14 protein-coding genes are annotated in these 23,078 nt (G+C 44.8%); 11 read left to right on the plus strand and 3 right to left on the minus strand.

All coding sequences use genetic code 11. From position 1 onward, the window contains the following. Positions 1-105: 105 nt before the first annotated feature. Positions 106-1,599: an arabinosylfuranosidase ArfA gene (locus HW560_RS20570; RefSeq protein WP_373565007.1), complete on the minus strand. Its 1,494-nt coding sequence runs from the start codon at positions 1,597-1,599 to the stop codon at positions 106-108. Between the two features lie 164 nt (positions 1,600-1,763). On the opposite strand from HW560_RS20570, the gene HW560_RS20575 reads away from it, so the two are divergent. The 3 genes from HW560_RS20575 to HW560_RS20585 all read left to right on the plus strand — a co-directional run bounded on the left by HW560_RS20575 (position 1,764) and on the right by HW560_RS20585 (position 5,688). Then, complete coding sequence (locus HW560_RS20575) at positions 1,764-2,681, plus strand: ArsR/SmtB family transcription factor (protein WP_090899080.1); 918 nt, start codon at positions 1,764-1,766, stop codon at positions 2,679-2,681. Between the two features lie 355 nt (positions 2,682-3,036). Next, on the plus strand, positions 3,037-3,750 hold the full coding sequence (locus HW560_RS20580; RefSeq protein ID WP_179264514.1) for a beta-glucanase: 714 nt from the start codon (positions 3,037-3,039) through the stop codon (positions 3,748-3,750). A 252-nt stretch (positions 3,751-4,002) separates the two neighbouring features. After that, complete coding sequence (locus HW560_RS20585; protein ID WP_179264516.1) at positions 4,003-5,688, plus strand: extracellular solute-binding protein; 1,686 nt, start codon at positions 4,003-4,005, stop codon at positions 5,686-5,688. 157 nt (positions 5,689-5,845) lie between these two features. Here HW560_RS20585 and HW560_RS20590 read toward each other — a convergent pair whose 3' ends face one another. Both HW560_RS20590 and HW560_RS20595 read right to left on the minus strand, forming a co-directional pair. Continuing rightward, positions 5,846-7,486 carry a response regulator gene (locus HW560_RS20590; protein WP_179264518.1) on the minus strand — a complete coding sequence of 547 codons (1,641 nt, stop codon included), beginning with the start codon at positions 7,484-7,486 and terminating at the stop codon, positions 5,846-5,848. 9 nt (positions 7,487-7,495) lie between these two features. After that, complete coding sequence (locus tag HW560_RS20595; RefSeq protein ID WP_179264519.1) at positions 7,496-9,205, minus strand: sensor histidine kinase; 1,710 nt, start codon at positions 9,203-9,205, stop codon at positions 7,496-7,498. 211 nt (positions 9,206-9,416) lie between these two features. Here HW560_RS20595 and HW560_RS20600 point away from each other — a divergent pair, with 211 nt between their 5' ends. From HW560_RS20600 to HW560_RS20635, 8 genes are all read left to right on the plus strand, one after another. Then, positions 9,417-10,301, plus strand: a complete 885-nt coding sequence (locus HW560_RS20600; protein ID WP_177185802.1) for an ABC transporter permease — start codon at positions 9,417-9,419, stop codon at positions 10,299-10,301. A gap of 15 nt (positions 10,302-10,316) precedes the next feature. After that, a complete protein-coding gene (locus HW560_RS20605; RefSeq protein WP_179264521.1) occupies positions 10,317-11,195 on the plus strand; it encodes a carbohydrate ABC transporter permease in 879 nt (292 codons plus the stop codon). Between the two features lie 41 nt (positions 11,196-11,236). Further along, positions 11,237-15,697: a carbohydrate binding domain-containing protein gene (locus HW560_RS20610; protein WP_179264523.1), complete on the plus strand. Its 4,461-nt coding sequence runs from the start codon at positions 11,237-11,239 to the stop codon at positions 15,695-15,697. Positions 15,698-16,102: 405 nt separating this feature from the next. Next, positions 16,103-17,050 carry an ABC transporter permease gene (locus tag HW560_RS20615; RefSeq protein WP_090899057.1) on the plus strand — a complete coding sequence of 316 codons (948 nt, stop codon included), beginning with the start codon at positions 16,103-16,105 and terminating at the stop codon, positions 17,048-17,050. A 13-nt stretch (positions 17,051-17,063) separates the two neighbouring features. Then, positions 17,064-17,933 (plus strand): carbohydrate ABC transporter permease, encoded by an 870-nt coding sequence (locus tag HW560_RS20620; protein WP_090899054.1) that lies wholly within the window; start codon positions 17,064-17,066, stop codon positions 17,931-17,933. 65 nt (positions 17,934-17,998) lie between these two features. After that, positions 17,999-19,585 (plus strand): extracellular solute-binding protein, encoded by a 1,587-nt coding sequence (locus HW560_RS20625; protein ID WP_179264525.1) that lies wholly within the window; start codon positions 17,999-18,001, stop codon positions 19,583-19,585. 166 nt (positions 19,586-19,751) lie between these two features. Then, complete coding sequence (locus HW560_RS20630) at positions 19,752-21,419, plus strand: sensor histidine kinase (RefSeq protein ID WP_256222092.1); 1,668 nt, start codon at positions 19,752-19,754, stop codon at positions 21,417-21,419. Further along, positions 21,419-23,041 carry a response regulator transcription factor gene (locus HW560_RS20635; RefSeq protein WP_090899046.1) on the plus strand — a complete coding sequence of 541 codons (1,623 nt, stop codon included), beginning with the start codon at positions 21,419-21,421 and terminating at the stop codon, positions 23,039-23,041. Before HW560_RS20630 ends, HW560_RS20635 begins: the two co-directional genes overlap by 1 nt. The last annotated feature ends 37 nt before the right edge of the window (positions 23,042-23,078 follow it).

The raw sequence follows: 23,078 nt of genomic DNA on the forward strand, positions 1-23,078 counted from the left end.
AATCTTGAGGGCTTAAATAGACTTCTACAGCGTCCCGCTATCCAGATATTCGGCATATCAAGGCAGCTCCCCGTACACAGAAAAATCCCTTTAAACCTATTTCCATTATGCCTGCTTCGTTTTCAGACGAATAACGTTCCACGACGCTTTGTTCAGCACAGCTTGTACGTTACCCTGATCAACCTTGGTATGTCCTCCGTTGTGCGGAACAACGTTATGCGGGTTCGCTTTGGTATTGATGGCCTTTAGATCGTCGTTCTCCAGCACGATATGCTCAATGAATGTAGTTTCCCCGAAAGAACGAAGATCCACTTGAAGCTCCATCTGTTCTTCCAGATGTCTGTTCACCGCAAAGATGGTGATCATGCCGTTTTCTTCATCATGCACGCTGATCGCTTCAAGGTAAGGTACGTCCGTAAAGTCTTTGGAATCATACTTCGGCGAAGATACGACAGACTGAAGCACAGTACCGCGACCGAAGTTGGATGCATGCATGAACGGGAAATAGGTCGTCTGGAACCAGATCGCTCCGTTGTTCTCTGTCATGATTGGCGCAATGACATTGATTAACTGTGCAAGGCAGGCCATCTTCACACGGTCTGCATGTTTGAGGAGTGTAATCACGTAACAGCCTACCGCCAGGGCATCTTCATGTGTGTATACATCTTCGAATTCAGGCGGTGCAATCTGCCAGCGCTCTTCAGCTCGGCTTGTGCCAATGGACTTCCAGACATTCCATTCGTCAAGGGACAGCATCAATTTCTTTTTGCTGCGTTTCTTGGCTTGCACATAGTCACAGATCGATGCCACACTGTCAATGAATTGGTCCAGATCCAGCGATGTAGCCAGGAAATTATATGTGTTGTCATTGTTATTGTTGTAGTAAGCATGCAAGGACAAGTAATCCACATTTTCATAGGACAGGTCGAGAACAGTCGCTTCCCACTCTGCAAACGTGCTCATGCCCCGGCTGGAACTGCCGCACGCTACAAGTTCAATATTCGGATCAACCCATTTCATCGCCTTCGCCGTTTCATTCGCAATGCGGCCGTATTCATGCGCGGTCATTGCACCAATTTGCCAAGGCCCGTCCATTTCGTTACCAAGGCACCACGTTTTGAATTTGTGAGGCTCTTTATACCCATGGGAAATTCGCAAATCACTCCAATAGGTGCCCGAAGGATGGTTGCAGTATTCCACCAGGTTTCTTGCGGCATCAATGCCTCGGGTACCGAGATTGACCGCCATCATGACCTCGGTTCCGACCAGCTTGGCCCAATCCGCGAATTCGTTGGTGCCAACCGCATTGGTTTCAATGGTCCACCAGGCCAGCTCAAGTCTGCGTTTCCGCTCTGCTACCGGTCCAACACCATCTTCCCAATTGTAACCGGATACGAAATTTCCACCTGGATAACGGATAATGGGCACATTCAGCGCTTTGATGGCTTCGATAGCGTCTTGGCGGAAACCTTGTTCATTCGCCGTGGGATGACCAGGGTCATAAATACCGCCATAGACAGCACGTCCCAAATGTTCAACGAAGGAGCCATACAGACGTGGATCGACTTCGGCTACCTGAAAATCTTTATCAATAAGCATTTTGGATGTAAGCAAAATGAAAACCTCCATAGGATTGAATTCGCCAAATAGCAAAATCAATTCATTGATTTGTTAGTTAATATGTATCATAATGCAACTATAGGAGCAAGTTTGTTTTGCAGAGTTCGCAAAATAGCGAATTCAATATAAGGAGAGTGAGATTGATGATGCTTGGCACAGATGCATCTTCGCTAGTCATTTATGAGGCGCTGGCAAGCGAAGCGCGGTTAAATATTGTTCGGTTATTGCTGTTGAACAGAGAAATGCACATTAATGCGCTCTCCAAGGAGCTTTATTTGAGTAAAGCCATCGTAAGTACCCATGTGAGCAAGCTGCAAAAGGCCGGAATTGTAGGCAGCCGAATGAAGCGGGAGAACGGTGGCACATATAAATATTGTTTTATTCAGCAAGAGTTCATGCTCATCAATCTGTCACCCGAACCGCTCGATGTCCCATACCATGAGGTATCCATTCCGGTTGGACAATATACGGATTACGAAGCGTGGCCGACATGCGGGATTGCAACGACGACCCAAATGATTGGACAATATGACACACCCGCATGCTTCATGGACCCGGACCGGGTGAATGCAGGCATACTCTGGTTGGCACGAGGTTTTCTCGAATATAAGATACCTAATTATCTGTACAAAGATCAGGTACTGCGTGAAATTGAAATTTCACTGGAGCTTGGATCGGAGGCTCCGCAAGTCAATGAGAACTGGCCTTCGGACATCCGTTTTGTCCTTAATGGCCATCACCTCGGAACGTGGACAAGCCCTGGTGATTTTGGCGACCGCAAGGGTAAACTGACACCGCAATGGTGGCATTCCGACGTGAACCAGTACGGCGTACTGAAAGTGCTTCGTATCAATGCAGAAGGTACCTTTATCGACGGTCAGCGCATCTCGGATGTCCGCATTCACGATCTGGATCTCCAAGCCGCAACGTATTGGACCATTCAATTAAGTCCTGAAGAAGGGGTACCCGGCCGGGGTGGACTTACGCTGTTTGGAAAGGGATTCGGGAACTACGACCAGGACATTTTGATTCGGTACTATTACGAGGGTGCTCTGTTATAAATCAGATCGAAAAATGTATAGCTGGAGGGTAGACCTTCTTCAATTGCTTTTGATACAAAGGTGTATAACTTTAATAATTCCTGTTTTGGCTGGTACATGTATGAGTATTTCCAAACCGTGCTCTCCGGAATACGGTTATGGACAATTTCAGTTGTTCTTTTGGTAAGAATAAAGGATTGGCATGATTGCTCAAGAAGGTGCTCAGCCTTATACGAATGAAACTAACATATCTTTAAAAATGAATATACATTCTTTAAAGTTTGCTATAGTTCACTTCAGGTGGAATATATAAAATGGAAACAACACCCATGTAAGCGTTTTATATTAGGTGGGTGAATTTGAATGGAGGTGTATGATGAAAAGGAAGACATGGTGGACGTTAACGATTTCGGGAGTGGTTTCATTATTTCTTTCGGTAAGCGCTTTCGCAGGGTATGTATTTTGGGAGCCGCTAACGTACCACAACCCGAGCACCTGGCAAAAGGCGGATGGTTATTCCAACGGTTCAATGTTTAATTGCACCTGGCGAGCGAACAATGCAAACTTTACGAGTGATGGTAAGCTGAGACTGAGCTTGACCAGCCCGTCCAACAACAAATTTGATTGTGGTGAATATCGATCAACCAATTCTCAAGGATATGGTCTGTATGAGGTAAGTATGAAACCTGCCAAAAACACAGGCATTGTCTCTTCATTTTTCACGTATACCGGACCTGCTCACGGAACGCAATGGGATGAGATTGATATTGAATTCTTGGGAAAAGACACTACCAAAGTACAGTTCAATTATTACACCAATGGTGTCGGCAATCATGAGAAGATCGTTAATTTGGGATTTGATGCATCTCAGGGCTTCCACACCTACGCGTTTGATTGGCAACCAGGCCATATCAAGTGGTACGTGGATGGCGTTCTGAAACATACGGCCACAACGAACATTCCAACGACGCCTGGTAAAATTATGATGAATCTGTGGAACGGAACGGGCGTGGACAGCTGGCTGGGGTCTTACAACGGAGCTAACCCGCTGTATGCTGAATATGACTGGGTGAAATATACAAGTAATTAGAGTGATCCATTTGCAAGAAGGCGATAAACGAAGAGGATAAGAGGAGAGGGGCGTATGTCGCTGTCCTCTTTTTTGCATGTTATTTTAGACATTTCATAAGGACCATTGCACTAATGCAACATCCATATCCATTTTCCAATATCCTAAATTAATGCAATAAATGTTGTAATATTAGTATGGGCATGCACCTGGATCATTCATTATGATGGATTCTGTAGACAACACCATTACATAGACAGGGGGAAACATAAGTTGGTAACAAGCAAAAAGAAAAAGATCGGTGGTTTGGCTTTGGCAGGAATGTTCGCGCTTTCAGCAGTGCTGAGCGGCTGTAACAGTGGAGCAAGTAAAGAGGCTGCACCGAGCACACCGAGTGCTACACTGGAATTGAAGGACGGTAAGTATGATCCACCCGTAAAACTTACTTATTTGCGTCCTTGGGGACCTGAAATCAAATTCAAATCTGGTGAAGATCAGGACAATAACGTGCACACGAAATGGGCGAAAGACAAGCTCGGCATTGAATTGAAAAATCAATGGGTCTCACCATCCACAAACAACGCGTTTGAAACGAAGCTTCGTCTGTCGCTGGCTTCCAATGCAGAAATGCCGGACATTATCTCGTATCGCGGCGACTTTAATCTGGCACGTGAGTTGATTGAAACGGGCAAGTTCGTTGATGCAGGTGAATTGTTTGATCAATATGCAAGTGATACCTGGAAAGCCGCAGTGAATGAAGATCCTTCCGTATGGTATCCGTACATGCAGGATGGTAAACGAATTGGTATTCCGATTCTCGATTACTCCTATAATAGTGATCCAGTGATGTGGATTCGCGAGGATTGGATGAAGAAGTTTAATTTGAAAGCACCTGAAACGCTGGCTGATCTTGAAGTAATTATGGAAACGTTTACGAATAAAGACCCGGATGGCAATGGTAAAAAAGACACATACGGTCTCACCATCGGATTCAAAAACTGGTTGAGCACATGGATGTCTGATGCTGGCTGGATCTTCGGAGCCTACGGCACGATGCCAAATCAGTGGAATCTGAACGCAGAAGGAAAACTGGAGTACGGCTCTGTAAACCCTGGAGCAAAACAAGCCTTGGCAACACTGGCTGACTGGATGAGCAAAGGATACATTCCAGAAGAAGCAGGGGTATATGATGAAACCAAAGCAGCAGAAGAGTTTACAGCAGGTAAAGCGGGGATTGTTGTCGGACCTCACTGGATGCCGTCATGGCCGCTCGAAGATGTGAAGAAAAACAATCCGGAAGCGGAGTACAAAGCTTACCCGATTCCATCTGGACCTGATGGCAAGGCAGGCAGACGCGGTACCGCGAACGACAACGGTGTAATTCTGATTAACAAAGATATGAAGAACCCAGAAGTCTTTTTCACATATCAAAACTATCTATTTGATCACTATGCCAATCCAAAAGCAGGTGATGAATTTGAAAATGGCTTTGCTGAAGGATATGACTGGGCAATGAAAGACGGCAAAGTAACAACGGATGCTAGTGTGACAGGCGGTTATGCACCTGAGAAATACACATTAACGTTTGATGGTGCACGTATCCCGAGTCTGAATATGGCTACGCTTGCGAAGTTTGCTAACGGTGAAGAAGCAACAACACCTTTCGAGAAAAAACTCAAATCTGGCGTACCGGCACCAATGGTGGAAGCGGCCAAGATTGTTCAGGATCAAAAAGATATTGCATTAAAACAGATGTTCACAGGTGCGCCAACGATGTCGATGCAAATGAATAACGACATCTTAACCAAAATGGAAAAAGATACGTTCTCTCAGATCATTTATGGTAAAGCTCCAATCGACGCATTCGATACGTTCGTAGAGAAATGGAATTCTTCAGGTGGAGATCAAAATACGAAGGAAGTTAATGAGTGGTATCAATCCGTAACTAGCGGCAAGTAAGCTGGAGAAAAACAGAGCAATAGAGAAAAGGCCTTGCTGGAGTAAGATCCGGCAAGGCCTTTTGATGTGTTAATCTAATCTTTTACGAGAATTGACGAAATTTATTCGTGATGCTTAAATCAGGCAGGCAGCTAAGTAGGGTTTCGAAAACATCATATCAAACAGGCAGGTTCTCTCTGTATTCCTGTGGAGTCAAATCGTAAAACTTCTTGAACACCCGAATGAAATAAGCGGTGTTGTTGTACCCGACAAGCTCGGCAATTTCAAATACTTTGGCGCTGGACGAGCGCAAATAATATGCTGCTTTTTCCATCCGCAATCGATATACATAAGCTGTTAACGCCTCGCCGGTCTCGGTTTTATACACTTTGGACAAATATACCGGGTGCAGGTGAACATGCTCGGCAATTGCCGGGAGTGAGACATCTGATGCGAGATGCTGATCCACAAAGCTTTTGACACTTCGAACGATGGTGCTGTGATTGTCCTTCAGCTCTTGTTCAGCATCCTCACTGATCGAATACAGTGTTCGTATGGACCAGTCCTTCAGCTGCTGTGCTGTGGCATATACAGGAGCTTGGAAGTACTTATAGGATTCAGCAGGCAGAACAGAAGAAATCTGTTTGCCATTCTTATGAATGATATAAGCAAAAGCTCCGGCCAACGCGTGATAGACCTCAATGGTTGTTTCGGCAATATCGTGATGCTGTCCTGACTCCAGTAATTCTTCAAAAATAACTTCAATTTTCTGCTCTACCGCATCAAACCGTCCCGCTTCCAGCAGACTGATCAATGTCGGTGGATTGTAAAGGGATCGAATGGCAGGCAGGGGATGTACATCCTTGTCATCAGATGCGGTGATAAACAGCCCCTGTGCCTGACCCATACGCTTCCGCATGGACCGAACCGCACTTTCATAGATTGCTCCGATCTCATAAGGGAACTTGCCCCAATGGGAGACGGAGATCGAGATGGCCCCTTTGAGGTACAACTGAACATTGGTCTGAATCTGCGCCGCATAATGCTCCAGCAATGTCTGGGGTTTCTCCTCTTTGTTCATGCTCTGCACTGCGCCCCTCTTAACACTGACCAGAACCACCAGATAATCATGCACGTCCCGTGTGTGCCAGATGTGAAAATGATGCTGCATCACTTCACTGATGATATTGCTAATGGCGTACTGCATCAGTGACAGATCGTGATCTCCCATCTCGGACAGATGCTCCTCCATGCGAATGACCAGCATGCCGAGCTCCTCGCCGATGGAGTAGGGCAGTTCAAGCAGTTCCAGCTTGTCCGCCAGCGCAGAAGGAGAGTAGGTTTTGCCTGTAAGTAATTCGTGAAGCATGGTGGACTGCAGCAGTGGCAGATTATCCTGAAACGCATGCAAAGCCCGTTGATAGGATGCGGCGGTTTCCCACTTTTGTTTGATCCGATCGACCAGTCGTTGCACGGTTTCAATCAGGTCCTCATCACTCACGGGTTTCAGCAAATAATCAAAGCTTTCCTGAGCCATCGCTTGCTTGGCATATTCAAAGTCGGCAAAACCCGACAGTAAAATGGTTTGCACATGAGGCCACTTCTCGTGAATGGTCGTAATCAAATCAATGCCGGACATCTCTGGCATACGAATGTCGGTGATCACAATATCGATATCATGGTTTTCCATAATTTCAAGTGCGACAGCACCGGATAATGCCTCGTGCACCGTACTGATTCCGCAGCTTTCCCAAGAGATCGTTTCAGCCAGTGTTTCTACGACGGATCGTTCATCGTCTACTAATAAAATTTGTAACATGTACTTCACCTACTCGTTGATATTGTTGTACCATGTGATGCTCACTTTGACTCCGCCGCGTGACCCATGTTCATAACTCAGACCCGCTCGTTCACCATACAAAAAAGACAAACGCTGATGAACATTCCAGGTCCCGCATCCTATGCTGCCGTCAAGCGGTTTGTGCAAATTATTGGTTAACTCTTGCATCTGATTTTCTGTCATACCCCGTCCGCTGTCCTCCACAGTTATCGTGCTCAATTCATCCGTATGATGGCCTGTAATCGTAATATGCCCATCTTCTGTACGAGGTTCGATGCCGTGAATGATAGCGTTCTCAACGATCGGCTGCAGGGTTAATCGGGGTAATGTTTTATGCAGCATATCATCTGGCACATCCATCGTAAAATGCATTCGTTCCAGCCTGAGCGCCTGTATTTCCAGGTAATTTTTCACCATCGTAAGCTCTTCCTTGATCGTTGCCTGATCATTCTCCGATCTGGTTATGTAACGGTAATACTCACCCAAATTAAGCGCCATCGCCACAACGGCCTTTTCATTTTTCATTCTTGCCATATTTTTAATATAGAAGAGACAGTTGTACAGAAAATGCGGATTAATCTGTGATTGCAACTGCTTCAGCGTAGCTTCACGTCTTCTAAGCTGCTCCTCATATACGTTCTCTATCAGCTCTTGAATCCGCTGGGCCATGATGTTAAATCGTGCAAACAACAAACTGAACTCATTACGAGAAGTATAGTGCAAACGAACGGAAAAATCTCCAGTCGATAATCGATTCGTTCCCTTAACAAGCTGAAGCAATGGGAGCTGAACACTGCGATACAGTACATATAACACCACCACACTCATGGCAATCAGAACGGCGATGGAAGCATAAAAGAGATTACGGCTGTTAGTAATGGGCCCTAAAATCTGCTGCATCGGTACATAATCCACGTAGTACCATCCAAGACTGCCCGATTGAATATACGAGACATAGTACTCCGTGTGGTCAAGGGTCGCGGTAAATCCGCCTTTACCCGAAAGTTCCGTCGCTTTGAGCTTGGACTGGATCGCATTCAAGGTGTCATTTGCGCTGCTGTTGCTTATTAAGCCCAGATCGGGATGGAACATAAAGGGGTCACCTTTGTTATTCAGCTTGTTCTGATCGAGCATAGCGATTAAATGATGTACCGGGAAACTGATCTTGGTGATAAGTCTGGATTTTCCCGGAGTATCCATAGCCGTTGTGGGGTCCGTTGTGTACCACTCAAACTGCTCATGTGTATAAGCCCAGGATTTTGAAAGCGGCTTGGAAAATTCATCCTTCCTGTATGGGATATAAGCATAATAATCCGTGGAAATGACTTTTTGCAACCTTGGAAAATACAGTGTAATCGTCGAATGCCATTTGCTGGCGGCGTTATACAAATTTATTTTTTCGAGAATAGCGCTTCCAACCTTGACACGTTCATAGGGGATATCTTTATAGTCCGGACGCTGGTACTCCTGAATGCTGGAATCCTGTCCAATGGATATGCCATATAGAGAAAGTTGGTAAATATTGGATTCTACAGAATCGGCAAAAGTGGATAGATGATTCATCGTATTATTCTGGATTTCGTGCTCAATTACACGCACACTTTCTCTGTTGGAGTAAGTGTAGAGGAATAACACCAGGATGAGCAACATGACAAACAGCAATGTGATTTTGGTAAAGACATTCAAACGGGCGAACAACGCTCAACCTCCTTAACTCATTAAAATATTGTTATCGTTGTTGCAATATTAGGATATAGATCGCAAATGGGCGTTGCTATAATTTTAATATACAAGTTCACGCGCACTTGTAAAATACAAAATTGATAACATGGGGGATGTTGGGGTGAAGGAACATACGTTAGAGACGCCGCGCAAACGGCGGGCCATCAAGGTAAAACAGCGCTGGAATATGCAACGAAACTGGTCCTTGCATTTGATGCTTGTTCCAGCGGTTTTGCTGGCAATCATTTTTCAGTACATACCAATGGGAGGCATTGTCATTGCTTTTCAGGATTTCAAACCTTATCTGGGATTTACCGAATCCAAATGGGTAGGTTGGGATAATTTCAAATATTTGTTCCTGTATCCAGATGTGGGGCAAGTGATCTGGAACACGCTGGTAATTGCATTTTTTAAAATTATTGCCGGGTTAATCGCTCCGTTCCTGTTCGCCGTTCTGTTAAACGAAGTTCGCCTGGTCGCTTTTAAAAGGGTCAGTCAAACACTCGTTTATCTGCCGCACTTTCTCTCATGGGTTATCCTCGGCGGGATTTTGCTGGATATCCTTTCTCCGCAAGGAGGCATGGTGAACAAGCTTGTTGTTGCCTTGGGTGGAGACCCGATATTTTTCCTGGGAGATGGAACGTGGTTTCGGATAACACTGATTGTCAGTGATGTGTGGAAGGAATTTGGTTTTGGCACAATTGTATTTTTGGCTTCTCTCTCGGGCATCAACCCGGCATTATACGAAGCTGCTGAGGTGGATGGAGCGAACCGGTTCAAGCAGACCCTGCATATTACGTTTCCTGCGTTGATGCCGATCACCATCGTACTGATGACCCTTTCCATCGGAAATATTCTGAATGCGGGATTCGATCAGGTGTTCAACCTGTACAATCCGCTTGTGTATGACAAAGGCGACATCATTGATACGTTCGTATATCGACTCGGTATCCTGAACGGCAAAATGAGCTTTGCCACAGCTGTAGGATTGTTCAAATCGGTGGTGGCGACAATTCTGATCGTTATTTCATATCGACTCGCTTACAAACTGGCTAACTATCGCGTGTTCTAGAGAGGAGAAAAGGGCTTGTATTACAAAACAAAAGGCTATCGAGTATTCAGCATATTTAATTATATCTTTCTCGGCGTATTATCGTTGCTGTGCATATTGCCCATTATTCATATTTTGGCCGTCTCGTTCAGCAGCATGGCGCCAGCCTCATCCAATCTCGTCAGCTTCTGGCCGATTGGATTCACCACCGACGCTTATGTGAAGACATTTGGCAATTCCAATTTTATTAACTCCTTGCTGGTCTCGGTGAAACGAACGGTGATTGCGACCATCATTGGCATGGTTATTATGCTGCTTACGGCATTTCCGCTCTCGAAGGAAGATATCAGCTTCAAGGGCCGTTCGATCTACACATGGTTTTTCGTTTTTACCATTTTGTTCAGTGGGGGCCTGATCCCCAGTTACATTCTGATTCAGAAGCTGGGACTTATGGATACGATCTGGGCACTGATTCTGCCAGGAGCACTGTCCGTATGGAATGTTATTCTCATGATGAATTTCTTCCGCGGTCTGCCCAAGGAACTGGAGGAAGCAGCCTATCTAGATGGGGCGGGTCATATCAAGACTCTGGCGCTGGTCTACGTGCCGCTGTCTCTTCCGGCCATTGCTACGCTGTCCCTTTTCACTATGGTAGGTCAGTGGAATTCCTGGTTTGACGGTATGATCTATATGTCGGACGTGAAAAATTATCCACTGGCTTCCTTACTGCAGACGATTATCGTGCAGCAGGATCTTAGTAAAATCAACGTAGATCCGTCCATGCTGGAGAACGTCTCCCAGCGTACGGTTCGTGCAGCGCAAATCTTTATAGGGGCTTTGCCTATTTTGCTGGTGTATCCATTTTTACAACGCTTTTTCGTTAAAGGCATCGTTATCGGGGCAGTGAAAGAATAGCATGGCCGTGCAAGTAACAACACATAAGGGGAGGAATACGGGTGAAAAAAGGATTGGCTTGTCTCTTGGCAGGAAGCATGATGGTTTCACTACTATATCCGGCAATGGCCGGAGCAGACAGCGCAACAAAGCAAGCGAAGGGAATGGAGCAGGTGCAGGCGAACAGCCTGCATTCCATACCCTATCGGGACATGACGGCCCACTGGGCAGAACAAGCAGTGACACAGATGCAGGAGCTTGCTGTGATTCAAGGTTATACGGACGGCACGTTCAAGCCGAATGAACGCATCAGCCGCGCCGAGTTTGTTATGATGCTGGACCGGATAATGGGCTTTGCTCGCGGGCAAGAATCAGCGTCTGTATCTTTTTCCGACCTGAATGAAAACGATTGGTATTATGAAGCACTGGTTAGAGCGAATAGCGCAGGAATAATACTGGGCACTGTTGCTGGACAGCTGTCACCCAATCAACCCGTGACCAGACAGGATGCCGCAGTTATGGCTGACCGAGCGTTCCAACTATCAACAGGCCAGGAAGATGAGCACGTGCTGACTCGTTTTACAGATGCGAAACAAGTGGCAGACTACGCCAAAAAAGCGTTCAGTTATTTCATTCAGGAGAAAATTGTAAACGGATACAATAACCAATTGGCTCCGACTGCCGACATTACGAGAGCAGAGGCAGCAACGCTGATATCCAACATGATTAAGGATGTGAAAAGCAGCCCGGGCACGTATGAGTCAAGCGTTGATGGCAACCTGGTCGTTCGATCAGCTGATGTCACCCTCCAAAACATGACCGTTGGCGGCAATCTATTGCTGGCCGAAGGGATTGGCGAAGGTACAGTGACGCTTGATGGGGTGACGGTTACGGGAAGTGTCATCATCAAAGGTGGAGGAAGCCATTCCATTAATATTCGTAATACCCAACTGAAACGAGTGGTGGTGGACAACGCTTCGGGACCGGTACATGTGAATATCACGGGTAACAGCCTGATTGAAGAAATGATTATTCTACGCAAAGCGACGGTTGAATTGTCTGACGAGAGCGTCATTGCTGCATTAAGCGTGAACAGCAAAGCTCGGCATACCCGGATTGATGCAAAAGGAAAAATCAAACTGCTCAATGTGGAAGCGGAAAACGTGCTTGTTAACGGGAAAGAGGTCACAACAGGCCAGCACAGTGTTAATATGACGCTGGGTAATGATCAGCCAGCAGCATCAAGACCTCCTACACCTGGAAACGGTAACGGTTCAAATGGTTCCACGCCTTCGAATCCGGGTGGACAGAGCCCTTCTGTTCCTGGTAATCCTGTGGGAGAGAAGCCCATTCCGGCAACGATGATCCCGAACAAGGATTGGGAAATGATCTGGAATGACGAATTTAGCAGTTCAGCTATCGATGCATCCAAGTGGACTGTTCAGGATACAGGACTTGTCTACAACAATGAATTGCAATATTACAGCCCTGACAATACACGCATCGTCAAGGACGGGGATCGCAATGTACTGCAAATTGAGGCCAAACGGGAGCAAAAAAGCGGCAAGTCGTTTACCTCAGGCAAACTGATGACGATGGGAAAAGGGGACTGGACCTACGGTAAAGTTGTCGTTCGGGCAAAGCTGCCGGTGCAGCAGGGCATGTGGCCAGCTATCTGGATGATGCCTACGGATGAAGCGCATTATGGCGGATGGCCAGCTTCAGGTGAGATCGATATTATGGAACTGATCGGTGGCAAAAATAAAGACCATGAAGTGTACAGCACCATCCACTATGATGCCGTCAAGTCTGACGGTTCGCATGGGCATGATCAAGGCAAGTTTACTCTTCCTGCTGGCGAGTCATTTGCAGATGATTACCATGATTTTCAGGTGGAATGGCTGCCTGGCATGATTCGTTTCTATGTGGATGGCAAGCTTCATCATCAGGTGAATGATTGGCAGACGACTGCTGCAGGTCAGCCGGAGAGCTATACCTTCCCTGCACCCTTCGACAGACCGTTCTATTTGATCCTCAATCTCGCGGTGGGCGGAGACTGGCCGGGATCACCTGAGAACGAATTTGTCTCCGAGAAGATGAATGTTGACTTTGTTCGGGTGTACTCTTATAAAAAAATAAACGACTGGCCGGACGTGACTTCAAGTCCAATGGAGCCTGAACGGCAACGTGCTCCGCAAGCAGACGGCAACGAAATCTATAATGAACGCTTCACTGAAGGCTCCGATGCAGCCGGAGTGCCGAACGAATGGAAGTTTATTGCAAATGCAGACGGAGCTGGTGCAGTTGAAATCGTTGACGATGAACAGAAGGGCAAGGCTGCGAAAGTGACCATCTCCCAGGCGGGCACCGAGAGTTATTCCGTACAATTGACGCAAATGCCGATCTATATGAAGAAAAATAAAAAGTATAAAGTAGAGTTCGATGCCAAAGCATCCGTTAACCGTGATCTTCGCTCCAAAGTAACACAATTTGAGAAAAGCTGGACGAATTACTCCGGTGAAAAAACCTTCTCATTGACCACTGAATGGCAGCCGTTCGAATACACATTTAATATGCGGGATGGCGCAGACAATAATGCTCGATTAGAATTCAATCTGGGCCTGGATGAAGGGACAGTCCTGTTGTCCAATGTCAGACTGACGGAGATAGGAGAGGCTGATCCGATCCCTGTGGAGCGGAAAGCATTACCGGATGGGAATTATGTTTATAACGGTACGTTTGATCAAGGCAAGGAACGACTTGGCTTCTGGTCCAAGCAGATTCAACCTGATGCTGAAGCTCAGATTTCCGTCAACAATTTCCTGAAGTTCCCGATCATGGAGCGGCAGCTCGTGGTTGATGTGAAACAAACGAATGGCGAACCCGGTCAAGTTGCTGTCGTGCAGCCTGATATGAAACTGGAAGGTGGCACAACCTACGGATTCTCTTTTGATGCCAAGGCCGATGTATCTCGCACGATGGATGTGGAGTTGTCTACCGCTGAGGGTCATGACGTACAGATACATCAAGGACAACTCATTCAGATTAGTCAAGAAATGAAGAATTATACGGGTGAGATTGTGATTGGAGAGGGCCCGGCTGCAGCAACGTCTGAACTGAAATTATTATTTGGCAGTTCTGCAGGAAAGGTCTACGTCGATAACGTTCGCCTGACGAAACGGGGAAAGCCTGTATCGATCCAGAAGTATGCACATATTCCTGCAACAGAAGCGTGGCTCATGCAAGGCTTGCAACTCGAAAACTCCGATGAAGGCGGCAAACATGTCAGCTACATGGACGAAGGTGATCTGCTGCAATTCAAAATAGACGGGGCGAACGATGGAGAGTACGTCTTCTCCACACGGATGGCAAGTGCCAAAGCTGATTCAAAAGTTCGATTCAGTGTCAAGGATGAACAAGGTACAACGGTGGCCACCTCACAGCTGGTGCTTGGAGATACAGGTGGTTGGCAGACCTATAAAACCATATATTTCCCAGCGGTTTCCCTGAAAGCCGGGGCAGTGTACTACGTTAATTTTGAAGGGAATGAATACAATACACGCTGGCTGGACGTCTCGCAGAACATACTTCAGAACGGGGAGCTGACTTCAGATCGAAGTGGTTGGGAATTGATCCCCCCTGATCTCGAGGTATCCAATGGAGAAGATGGAGGTATTAGCATCAATTTGCCGGGAACAAGTGAGAACTGGTGGGAAGTGTTATTGCAGCAGGGGAAACTTGTGCTGGAGGGAAGAAAAACGTATCGTTTAAGCTTTGAGGCATCAGCAACCGCTCCAAAATCCATGCAAGTGGTAGTGTCGCAGGGGAACGGCGAAGACACAAAGTATATGGATGAAACGGTAAACCTGACAGAAACCAAACAATCATATGTATATACCTTTGGGATGGGGGAGCAAGGGGATTCAGCTGCCTTGTTGAACTTTGGTCTCGGCACCGCTTCGGCAGGAGAGCATAACGTATCCATTCAAAATGTAATGTTGTACGAAGTGAATCCTGGTGCGGATCAAGGGGGACAGCCGGTACATGTCAATCTGATTCCGAATGGCGACTTTGCAAAAGGCAGCGAAGGATGGTTTAAACATTCTGACGGGAATAGCGAAGAACTGGTATTCCAAGTTGCGAATCAGAAGCTGCAAGCTCAAATCGGTCAGGCGGGAACTAATCCGTGGGATCGACAGATTATTAATGAAGGTTTTGCAATGCAACAGGGATATAAATACAAACTGACGTTCAAAGCCAAAGCGGATAAACCGCGTAAAATGGGCCTAGGCATCGGTTGGGTTGACGTTCCCGCAGGATATGCATGGCACGGATTTTTTGGTGAACAAGTGGACTTGTCTACCACGGAGCGGGAGTATACCTTCATATTTGATACTACCGAGCCGAGCTATGCGAACAGCCGCCTCGTGTTTGATATGGGCAACATTAGTGGTGTCGAAGACGGGAATACAGCGATTATGTTATCGGATGTGAGTCTCATCCTGATGGGGCCAACACAATAAAATGGCATAATTTTTAATAATGAGTTTGTTACACTAAAGAATGCATTGCAAGTCAAGGGAAAATAATATAGCCCTCCATCAAGTGCATGAAAGAGATCCATTTAACATTTTCACTATCATAACGATGAGATTTTTAGCAAACAAGCACGTTTATCCTTTGGGGATGAACAGTGCTTGTTTGTATTTTGGGAAGATAAGCTGAGTATAAAAGAATATGAAGATCCATTCATGATTTGTCGGTATAAGTTCCGGTACGCATCGCTTGTTCAGTTTAGTCTCATTGCTTGTTTATTAGGCTAGTACGGCCTACATACATAAAATCTTATAAGAAATTCTTGAAATTTCAGAAATTTATCCGTTAGGCGGGTGCTAATATACAAATACAAACAAAGACGAGGTGATGATATGCAAGTGAAATTGGCAGCGGACGCCATTCCTCTCTCCAAAAAGCGGAAGTCATGGATAAGGACGATCCAAAAATATAAAGTGATGTATGCTCTCTTATTACCAGCATTAATTTACTTTGCCGTATTCAAATACATCCCTATGGCGGGAATATTGATTGCTTTTAAAAACTACAACCTGGCTTTGGGAGTATGGGATAGCCCATGGGTGGGATTCAAAAATTTTACGGATTTTATGAACGGCGTTTATTTCTGGGACATCATGAAAAATACGATTGTTATATCGCTGTATAAGCTATTGTTCGGTTTCTCCGCTCCCATCGTACTTGCTTTATTGCTCAATGAAGTTCATACCCAATGGTTTAAGAAAATCGTACAAACCATTACTTATTTACCCCACTTTTTGTCTTGGGTCATTGTATATGGATTGATGGTAGCATTATTAGCCCCAGGCGATGGCCTTTTTAATATGATTTTGAAGGAAAGTGGTTTTCAGCCCATTTCATTTCTAACGGAGCCTGCTTGGGGAAGACTGCTGGTCATCACATCTGAAATATGGAAGGACATTGGATGGGGAGCGATACTGTACCTCGCCGCATTAGCAGGTATTGATCCAAGCTTATATGAAGCGGCTCGAATGGATGGTGCTTCCAAATGGAGACAGCTCTGGCATATCACTTTACCCGGCATTCGAGGAGTCATTATTCTGATGCTGATCCTTAAATTAAGCCATATTCTGGATGCTGGCTTTGACCAAATATTCATGTTTGCCAACACCTTTAACCAGGAGAAGATCGACATTATCGACACATGGGTATACCGTGAGGGGTTGGAGCGTCTTAAGATTGGCTTGGCTACTGCTGTAGGATTGTTTAAAGCTGTCATTGGATTTGCTTTAGTGTTGGCGGCCAATAAGCTCGCCAAAAAATTCGATGGGCAAATTTGGTGAGGTGGTTTTTAATATGATCAATTTGACAATCGGGGAAAAAGTCTGGCAATCCGTCGTTTATGTTATTCTTATTTTTCTATCCCTACTTTGCTTACTGCCCTTTCTATATGTAATTGCTGTCTCAGTGACGCCAGAATCGGAAGTATTAAGGAGAGGGATTGTGATTATACCAGAATCTTTTACCTTTCTGGCTTATAAAGAAGTCTTCATCTCTCATGGGATCTGGCAGGCGTATAAAATTACGTTGTTTCGAACAATTGTAGGCACTGCGTTAAATGTGTTTTTTACGGTCTTAGCAGCTTATCCGTTATCCAAAAAATATTTGCCGGGACGCAGTCCGTTTTTACTATTCATTGTGTTTACCATGATGTTTAGTGGGGGGTTAATTCCGACTTATCTACTAATTCGCTCTCTCGGGTTGCTAAACAGTCCGTGGGTATTGATTATTCCAAATCTCATTAGTGCATTTAATCTGGTGATCATTAAAGGCTTTTTTGAGCAATTGCCTGGTGAAATCGAGGAATCAGCGAGGGTTGACGGTGCAAGTGAACTTCAATCGTTATGGCGGATCATTTTACCTCTGTCTTTGCCCGTCATTTCCACCATTTCTTTATTTTACGCAGTGGGGCATTGGAACAGTTATTTTGATGCTATTGTTTATATCAATGATTCCAACCTCATGCCGCTTCAAGTCGTCTTGCGCAACATCCTGCTTAACGTTGCAACACAAAGCGCTGAGTCGCTCGCCAATTCCGGAGCTGTAAGTACGTTCGCTGTACAGATGGCTACCGTTGTTGTGACTACGATTCCGATTTTAATCGTTTACCCATTTTTACAAAAGCATTTTACCAAAGGTGTGCTCTTGGGATCCGTTAAAGGTTAAAAGGTGTTCCAACCTAACTTATTACGGTGAAACCGTGATAATATACAAGCAAAGGAGAGGTCAATATGCAGCGTAAGAAGATTTCATTTGCTATTCTGTCGGCAATCTTAGGATTGGGTACGCTACTGTCAGGATGTGGGGGAAATGAAGAAGTTACATCGACAGCTTCGGGTAATTCGCAAGGGCAATCTGGCCAGTTTGCAACCAAAATGAAAATCTCAATGTTTAACCAAGGCACTTTCAATGCTGCTGCTCCGGTACCTCCACGTGATGAAGATGTTCAACGTCAAATGTTGGAAAAAGAGATGAACATCGACTTGGATATGATGATTCCTCAAGCTGGGCAAGCAACAACCAAACTGAATACACTCATTGCAGGCGGAGATATTCCAGATTTGATCTTCTTGAAGAGTCGGGCTGATCTTGCGCAATATTACGACCAAGGCGTTCTTGCGGATTTGACACCGTATCTGGATCAATTCCCTGAATTAAAGAAACGGTTTGGCAACGACTCCTGGGAAGCAATGTCCTATCAAGGAAAAACGATTGGAGTTCCAGGCTATGATAATGTAAACGGTATCAGTCGAAGCTTCTTTATCCGCAATGATTGGCTGAAAAAGCTGAATATGGAGGTACCAACGACACCGGATGAGTTGTTCGAAGTTATGAAAGCCTTTACAGAGAAAGATCCGGACGGGAATGGTAAAAACGATACGTACGGATTCATCGGCGGTATGAATAAAGAAGGTAATCTGCAAACCTACGGCTTCGATAGCTTGATGTGGATGTTTGGTGTCAATCCTCCTTCGGCCGTTGAGATAAAAGATAATGAACCGATATTCCTGTTTATTGATCCAAAAATGAAAGAGGCGCTTGCTTACATTAACAAAATGATGGCAGCCAAAGTGGTAGACCCAGACTGGGTGACGATGAATTCGCCTGATCTGTTGGATCAAAAGATGTTTAAGGGTAAAGTTGGCTTCATGATCAGAGATGCCCGCAGGCTGGAGCCGGATTATCAGCAGAAAATGAAAGAAATTAGTGGCGAGGTGCCGGAATGGATTGTTATTCCTCCGATGAAAGGTCCTTACGGTGATCAAATTGTAGAGAGAAAATCGTTCCAAGGCAATTCATGGGCCATTTCCGCGAAAGCGGATAAGGACAAAATCATTCGGATCTTGTCCATGCTGAATTATCTCTTTACGGACGAAGAAGCTTATCCGAACTTTGCATACGGAATTAAAGGGATTCATTGGGACGTGGTGGACGGCAAGATCAAAAATAAAACCTCCGAGTTATCGAAGGAAATGAAAGAGAAGTACCTGTGGGTCGATCATTATAGAATGCCGCGCCGTGGTGATGATGCGGAGTACTTCAGCTTCCAGAATCCGAAGACGGCGGAAGCTTTCAAGGATAATCAGCAATATGTGGGGCCAACGCTGCCCGGAAATTTATTGACCCCTGACCCCAGCGATACCTTGGATGCTGACCGCACACGTTTCATTAATGAAAGTTTAGTTAAATTTATGACGGGCAAAGAGCCTCTTTCCAACTGGGACAATTTCCTCCAAACGTTGGATACCAAGTTTGACATGCAGAAATATAAGGAAACAGCAATCCAGCAATTTAAAGAAGCCGACCTTATCAAGTAAAATAAATAAACGAAGAGAGTGGCTATTCGTAGCCCCTCTCTTTATTAGCATATGCTATTCTTAGTTTAAAACGGAACTAAAAGGAAGATGATCGATGCGAAGAAGAATCAGCTTGCCTTTAAAATTATTTTTTATCGTGTTTGCCTTTGTATTAGGGTGCATCATCTTGATAAGCCAATTGTCTTATCGCTATGTCCAAAAGGAAATAAGAACCAATGACATTTTTTACACCAATCAAATCCTTGACAAGGTAGACCAGTACTTCACTGTTAATTTTTCCTCCTTCCAAACGATGCTCTTCTCAGTCGAAACATCAGTGAAAGCCAATATTGACAATACGGAAGTGATTAAAAAGCAATTAAGAGAACTGTATGAACTCAATAGTAATTACGTCAGTAATATTTATTTGATCAAAAGCGATTTATCCATTCTAGGCGGAAGTACAGCTACTCGAATATTCGATGAACCTTTAACTGAGAGAGAACCTTTGTTTGATGCGGCTGATAAGAACAGAAGGACTACCTTTATTAGTGAACCATACAAATCGAAGTATTCTGGCTGGACCGTTACGATGGTTCGATATCTGAACGGTGCTCCGTTTCCAATGGCCATTGCGGTTGACTTGGATCTAAATGCCATTGAGGAAACCTTGTTCAAGATTAATAAACAAGAACAAATGAATCTGGCTCTGATCACCGCGACAGGTAAAATCATTGCCGGATTTTCTGAAAATAAAGGACTACTGAATATTCAAGATCATACGTTTTCGATCGGAGAAACGTCAGCGGAACAAATTCTTGATACGACAGAAACAAGTCTTCAACTGCATACCAAGGATGGCATTCCGGTCTCCCTTCTGAAAAAACCGACGGAGAAATTCAACTGGACCATAATCTCGATCAATGATGAATCACGCTTGAAAGCAGCTTTGTCCAGATTGGAAACCTATTATATTGAGCTTCTAGCTGCAGGTCTTCTCTTAAGTTTGTTCATTTCTTTTTTGGTTGCCAAATATATAAGAAAACCACTTTATACGCTCAAAACAAAAATGAAGCAGGTGGAACAAGGCATCCTCACAACGACAATAACAATTAATCGAAACGATGAGTTTGGCGATCTTTCACGAGCATTCGATCGTATGCTGCAACAAATTGTGGAACTGATTCGGGGGGCTGAGCTTCATAATGAACTTGAGCGGAAGCTGGAAATCCAGGTGTTACAGTCTCAAATTAACCCTCATTTTCTGTATAACACACTTGGTTCGATCAGCAATGTCATACGTCTCGGACAAATAGAGAAAGTAGATGTGGTGATCGGGTCGCTCATTTCATTATTGGAATACGGGATAGACGATGCTTCAGAGAAGGTTTCCCTACGCCAGGAATTACGCAATGTAGCGGACTATATCGAGATCCAGAACATTCGGTATAACCGAAACTTCCACTTGATTGAAAATATCGAAGCAGGGTTAATGGATTTCCCTGTTTTTCGAATGCTGCTGCAGCCTCTTGTGGAGAATAGTATCTTCCATGGTTATAACGGAGGGGGAATTGAGGGGCCTATTACGATTCATGCGTACAGGGAGGACGGCATCGTCATCATCGAAGTTGTTGATCAAGGTGAGGGAATTCCAGCTGATAAAATAAAGCATATTTTAATCTCTGAACCGAGTGAAGAGGAAGTAAAAAGAAAACGAATCGGGCTGAACAATATTCATGGCCGAATAAGACTTCACTACGGCGATCAATTCGGACTGCAAATCATTAGCATACCTAAGGAAATAACCCGTGTACGCGCTGTATTCCCGGCAGAATTGCAAAAAGGAGATGCATAATGATGAGAGACTATACCTGCTTCATTGTTGACGATGAAGACCTGATCATTCAACGATTGGAATTGTTTTTTAATGAACTCTCTCATAGGGATAAGCGATTTGTTCTAGTGGGCAAAGCGAATAATGGGCTGAATGGGGTCGAGGAGATCATAAAACTGAAGCCGGACATCGTCATATCCGATATCGTTATGCCGCGAATGGACGGAATCTCCATGATTGAGCAGCTCAAGAGGGAGCTCCCCCATACGCAATACATACTTTTGACCGCCTATTCATCCTTTGAATACGCCCAGCGAGCGATTCAAGCCAACGTATTGGAGTACATTGTAAAGGTTCCCTTGCGGGAAGCGGATTTGAATCGAGCTTTGGATAAGGCAGCCGGAATTTTAAATGAGTTTAAGAAAAAAGAAGCGGAATTTCAATCGTTAAATGTATCCGTCCTTGAAAATAAATATAGAGTGCGCAAGCAATTTTTTAACGAACTGATCAGAGGCGAAATTCCTTCTCATCGGGCATCGGATTTTGCTAATCGCATGCAGTTTCATTTCTTTCAAGCCAACTATTGCTGCTTCATCGTTGAAATGAATACGTATGAAAGTTTTCGAAACGAATACGCTGCCTCAGATCAAAACATCTTGAAATATGCGATTACGAATATCATCGAAGAAACGGTGATGAATGGTGGCAGTGGGGTAGCTGCGGATCTGTCCGATAATCGTTTTATTGGCTTTCTATCCTGGGAAAATAACCGCAGTGATATGGAAACGGAATATGCTTGCCTATCCTTGGGAGGGCAGATCGTATCTCATTTGCATCAATATTTGAATCAAAGGGTATCTGTCGCTTTTGGTGGTCCACACCGAGGCTGGGAATCGATCAAACAGGCGTACACGGAAGCTAAAAATGTGAGTGAGGATTTCTATTATCATACCGAAAAAGTAGTCAAAACACCGATGCATCGGTTCCAATACCATAATGACAAAAAAGCAGACTTTCAGCAGAAACTGGCTGATTTTCTTATCCGGCTGAAACGAAAGATTTCCAAGGAAGAGCTGGACAATGCACTTGCCGAGCTGTTGCACTTTGTTTCGGACCATAAAATCCACAAGTCCATCATGGCGCCCATGATTAGAGACTTGTACAGAGAAATTACCGTAAAGTTTAAATTGGGGAACAAGCTGACTACGGAAGCAGCTGAATTCCCTATGGAATATATGGCATTTCAAGAACAACTCGCTTATATTGGCGACTTCACATTTGAATACGTGCACTCGGGCCAACGATTACATCGTGCAGAAATCATGAGTGCTATGCATTTTATAGAGAAAAACTTGAAACAACGCTTAACGTTGGAGGCAATTGCGGAGGAAGTGAATCTAGCGCCATCGTATTTTAGCAGCTTATTCAAAAAAACAATGAACGAAGGCGTGATCAGCTACATCAACCGTAAAAAAATCCATCTCGCTCTCGAGTTGTTAAACGTCCGGGATTATTCTTTATTGGAATTGTGCGAGGAAGTAGGTATCGTCAATGAAGGTTATTTCTGCAAACTGTTTAAAGAATATACGGGTGATACACCTAAGCAATATCGGATAAAAATGACACGGTACGAGTCCAAATAAGGATGCAAAAAATGTATGATTTTTTCGCGAAATCCTG

It is taken from the genome of Paenibacillus sp. E222 (assembly GCF_013401555.1).
Taxonomy (GTDB): Bacteria; Bacillota; Bacilli; order Paenibacillales; family Paenibacillaceae; genus Paenibacillus.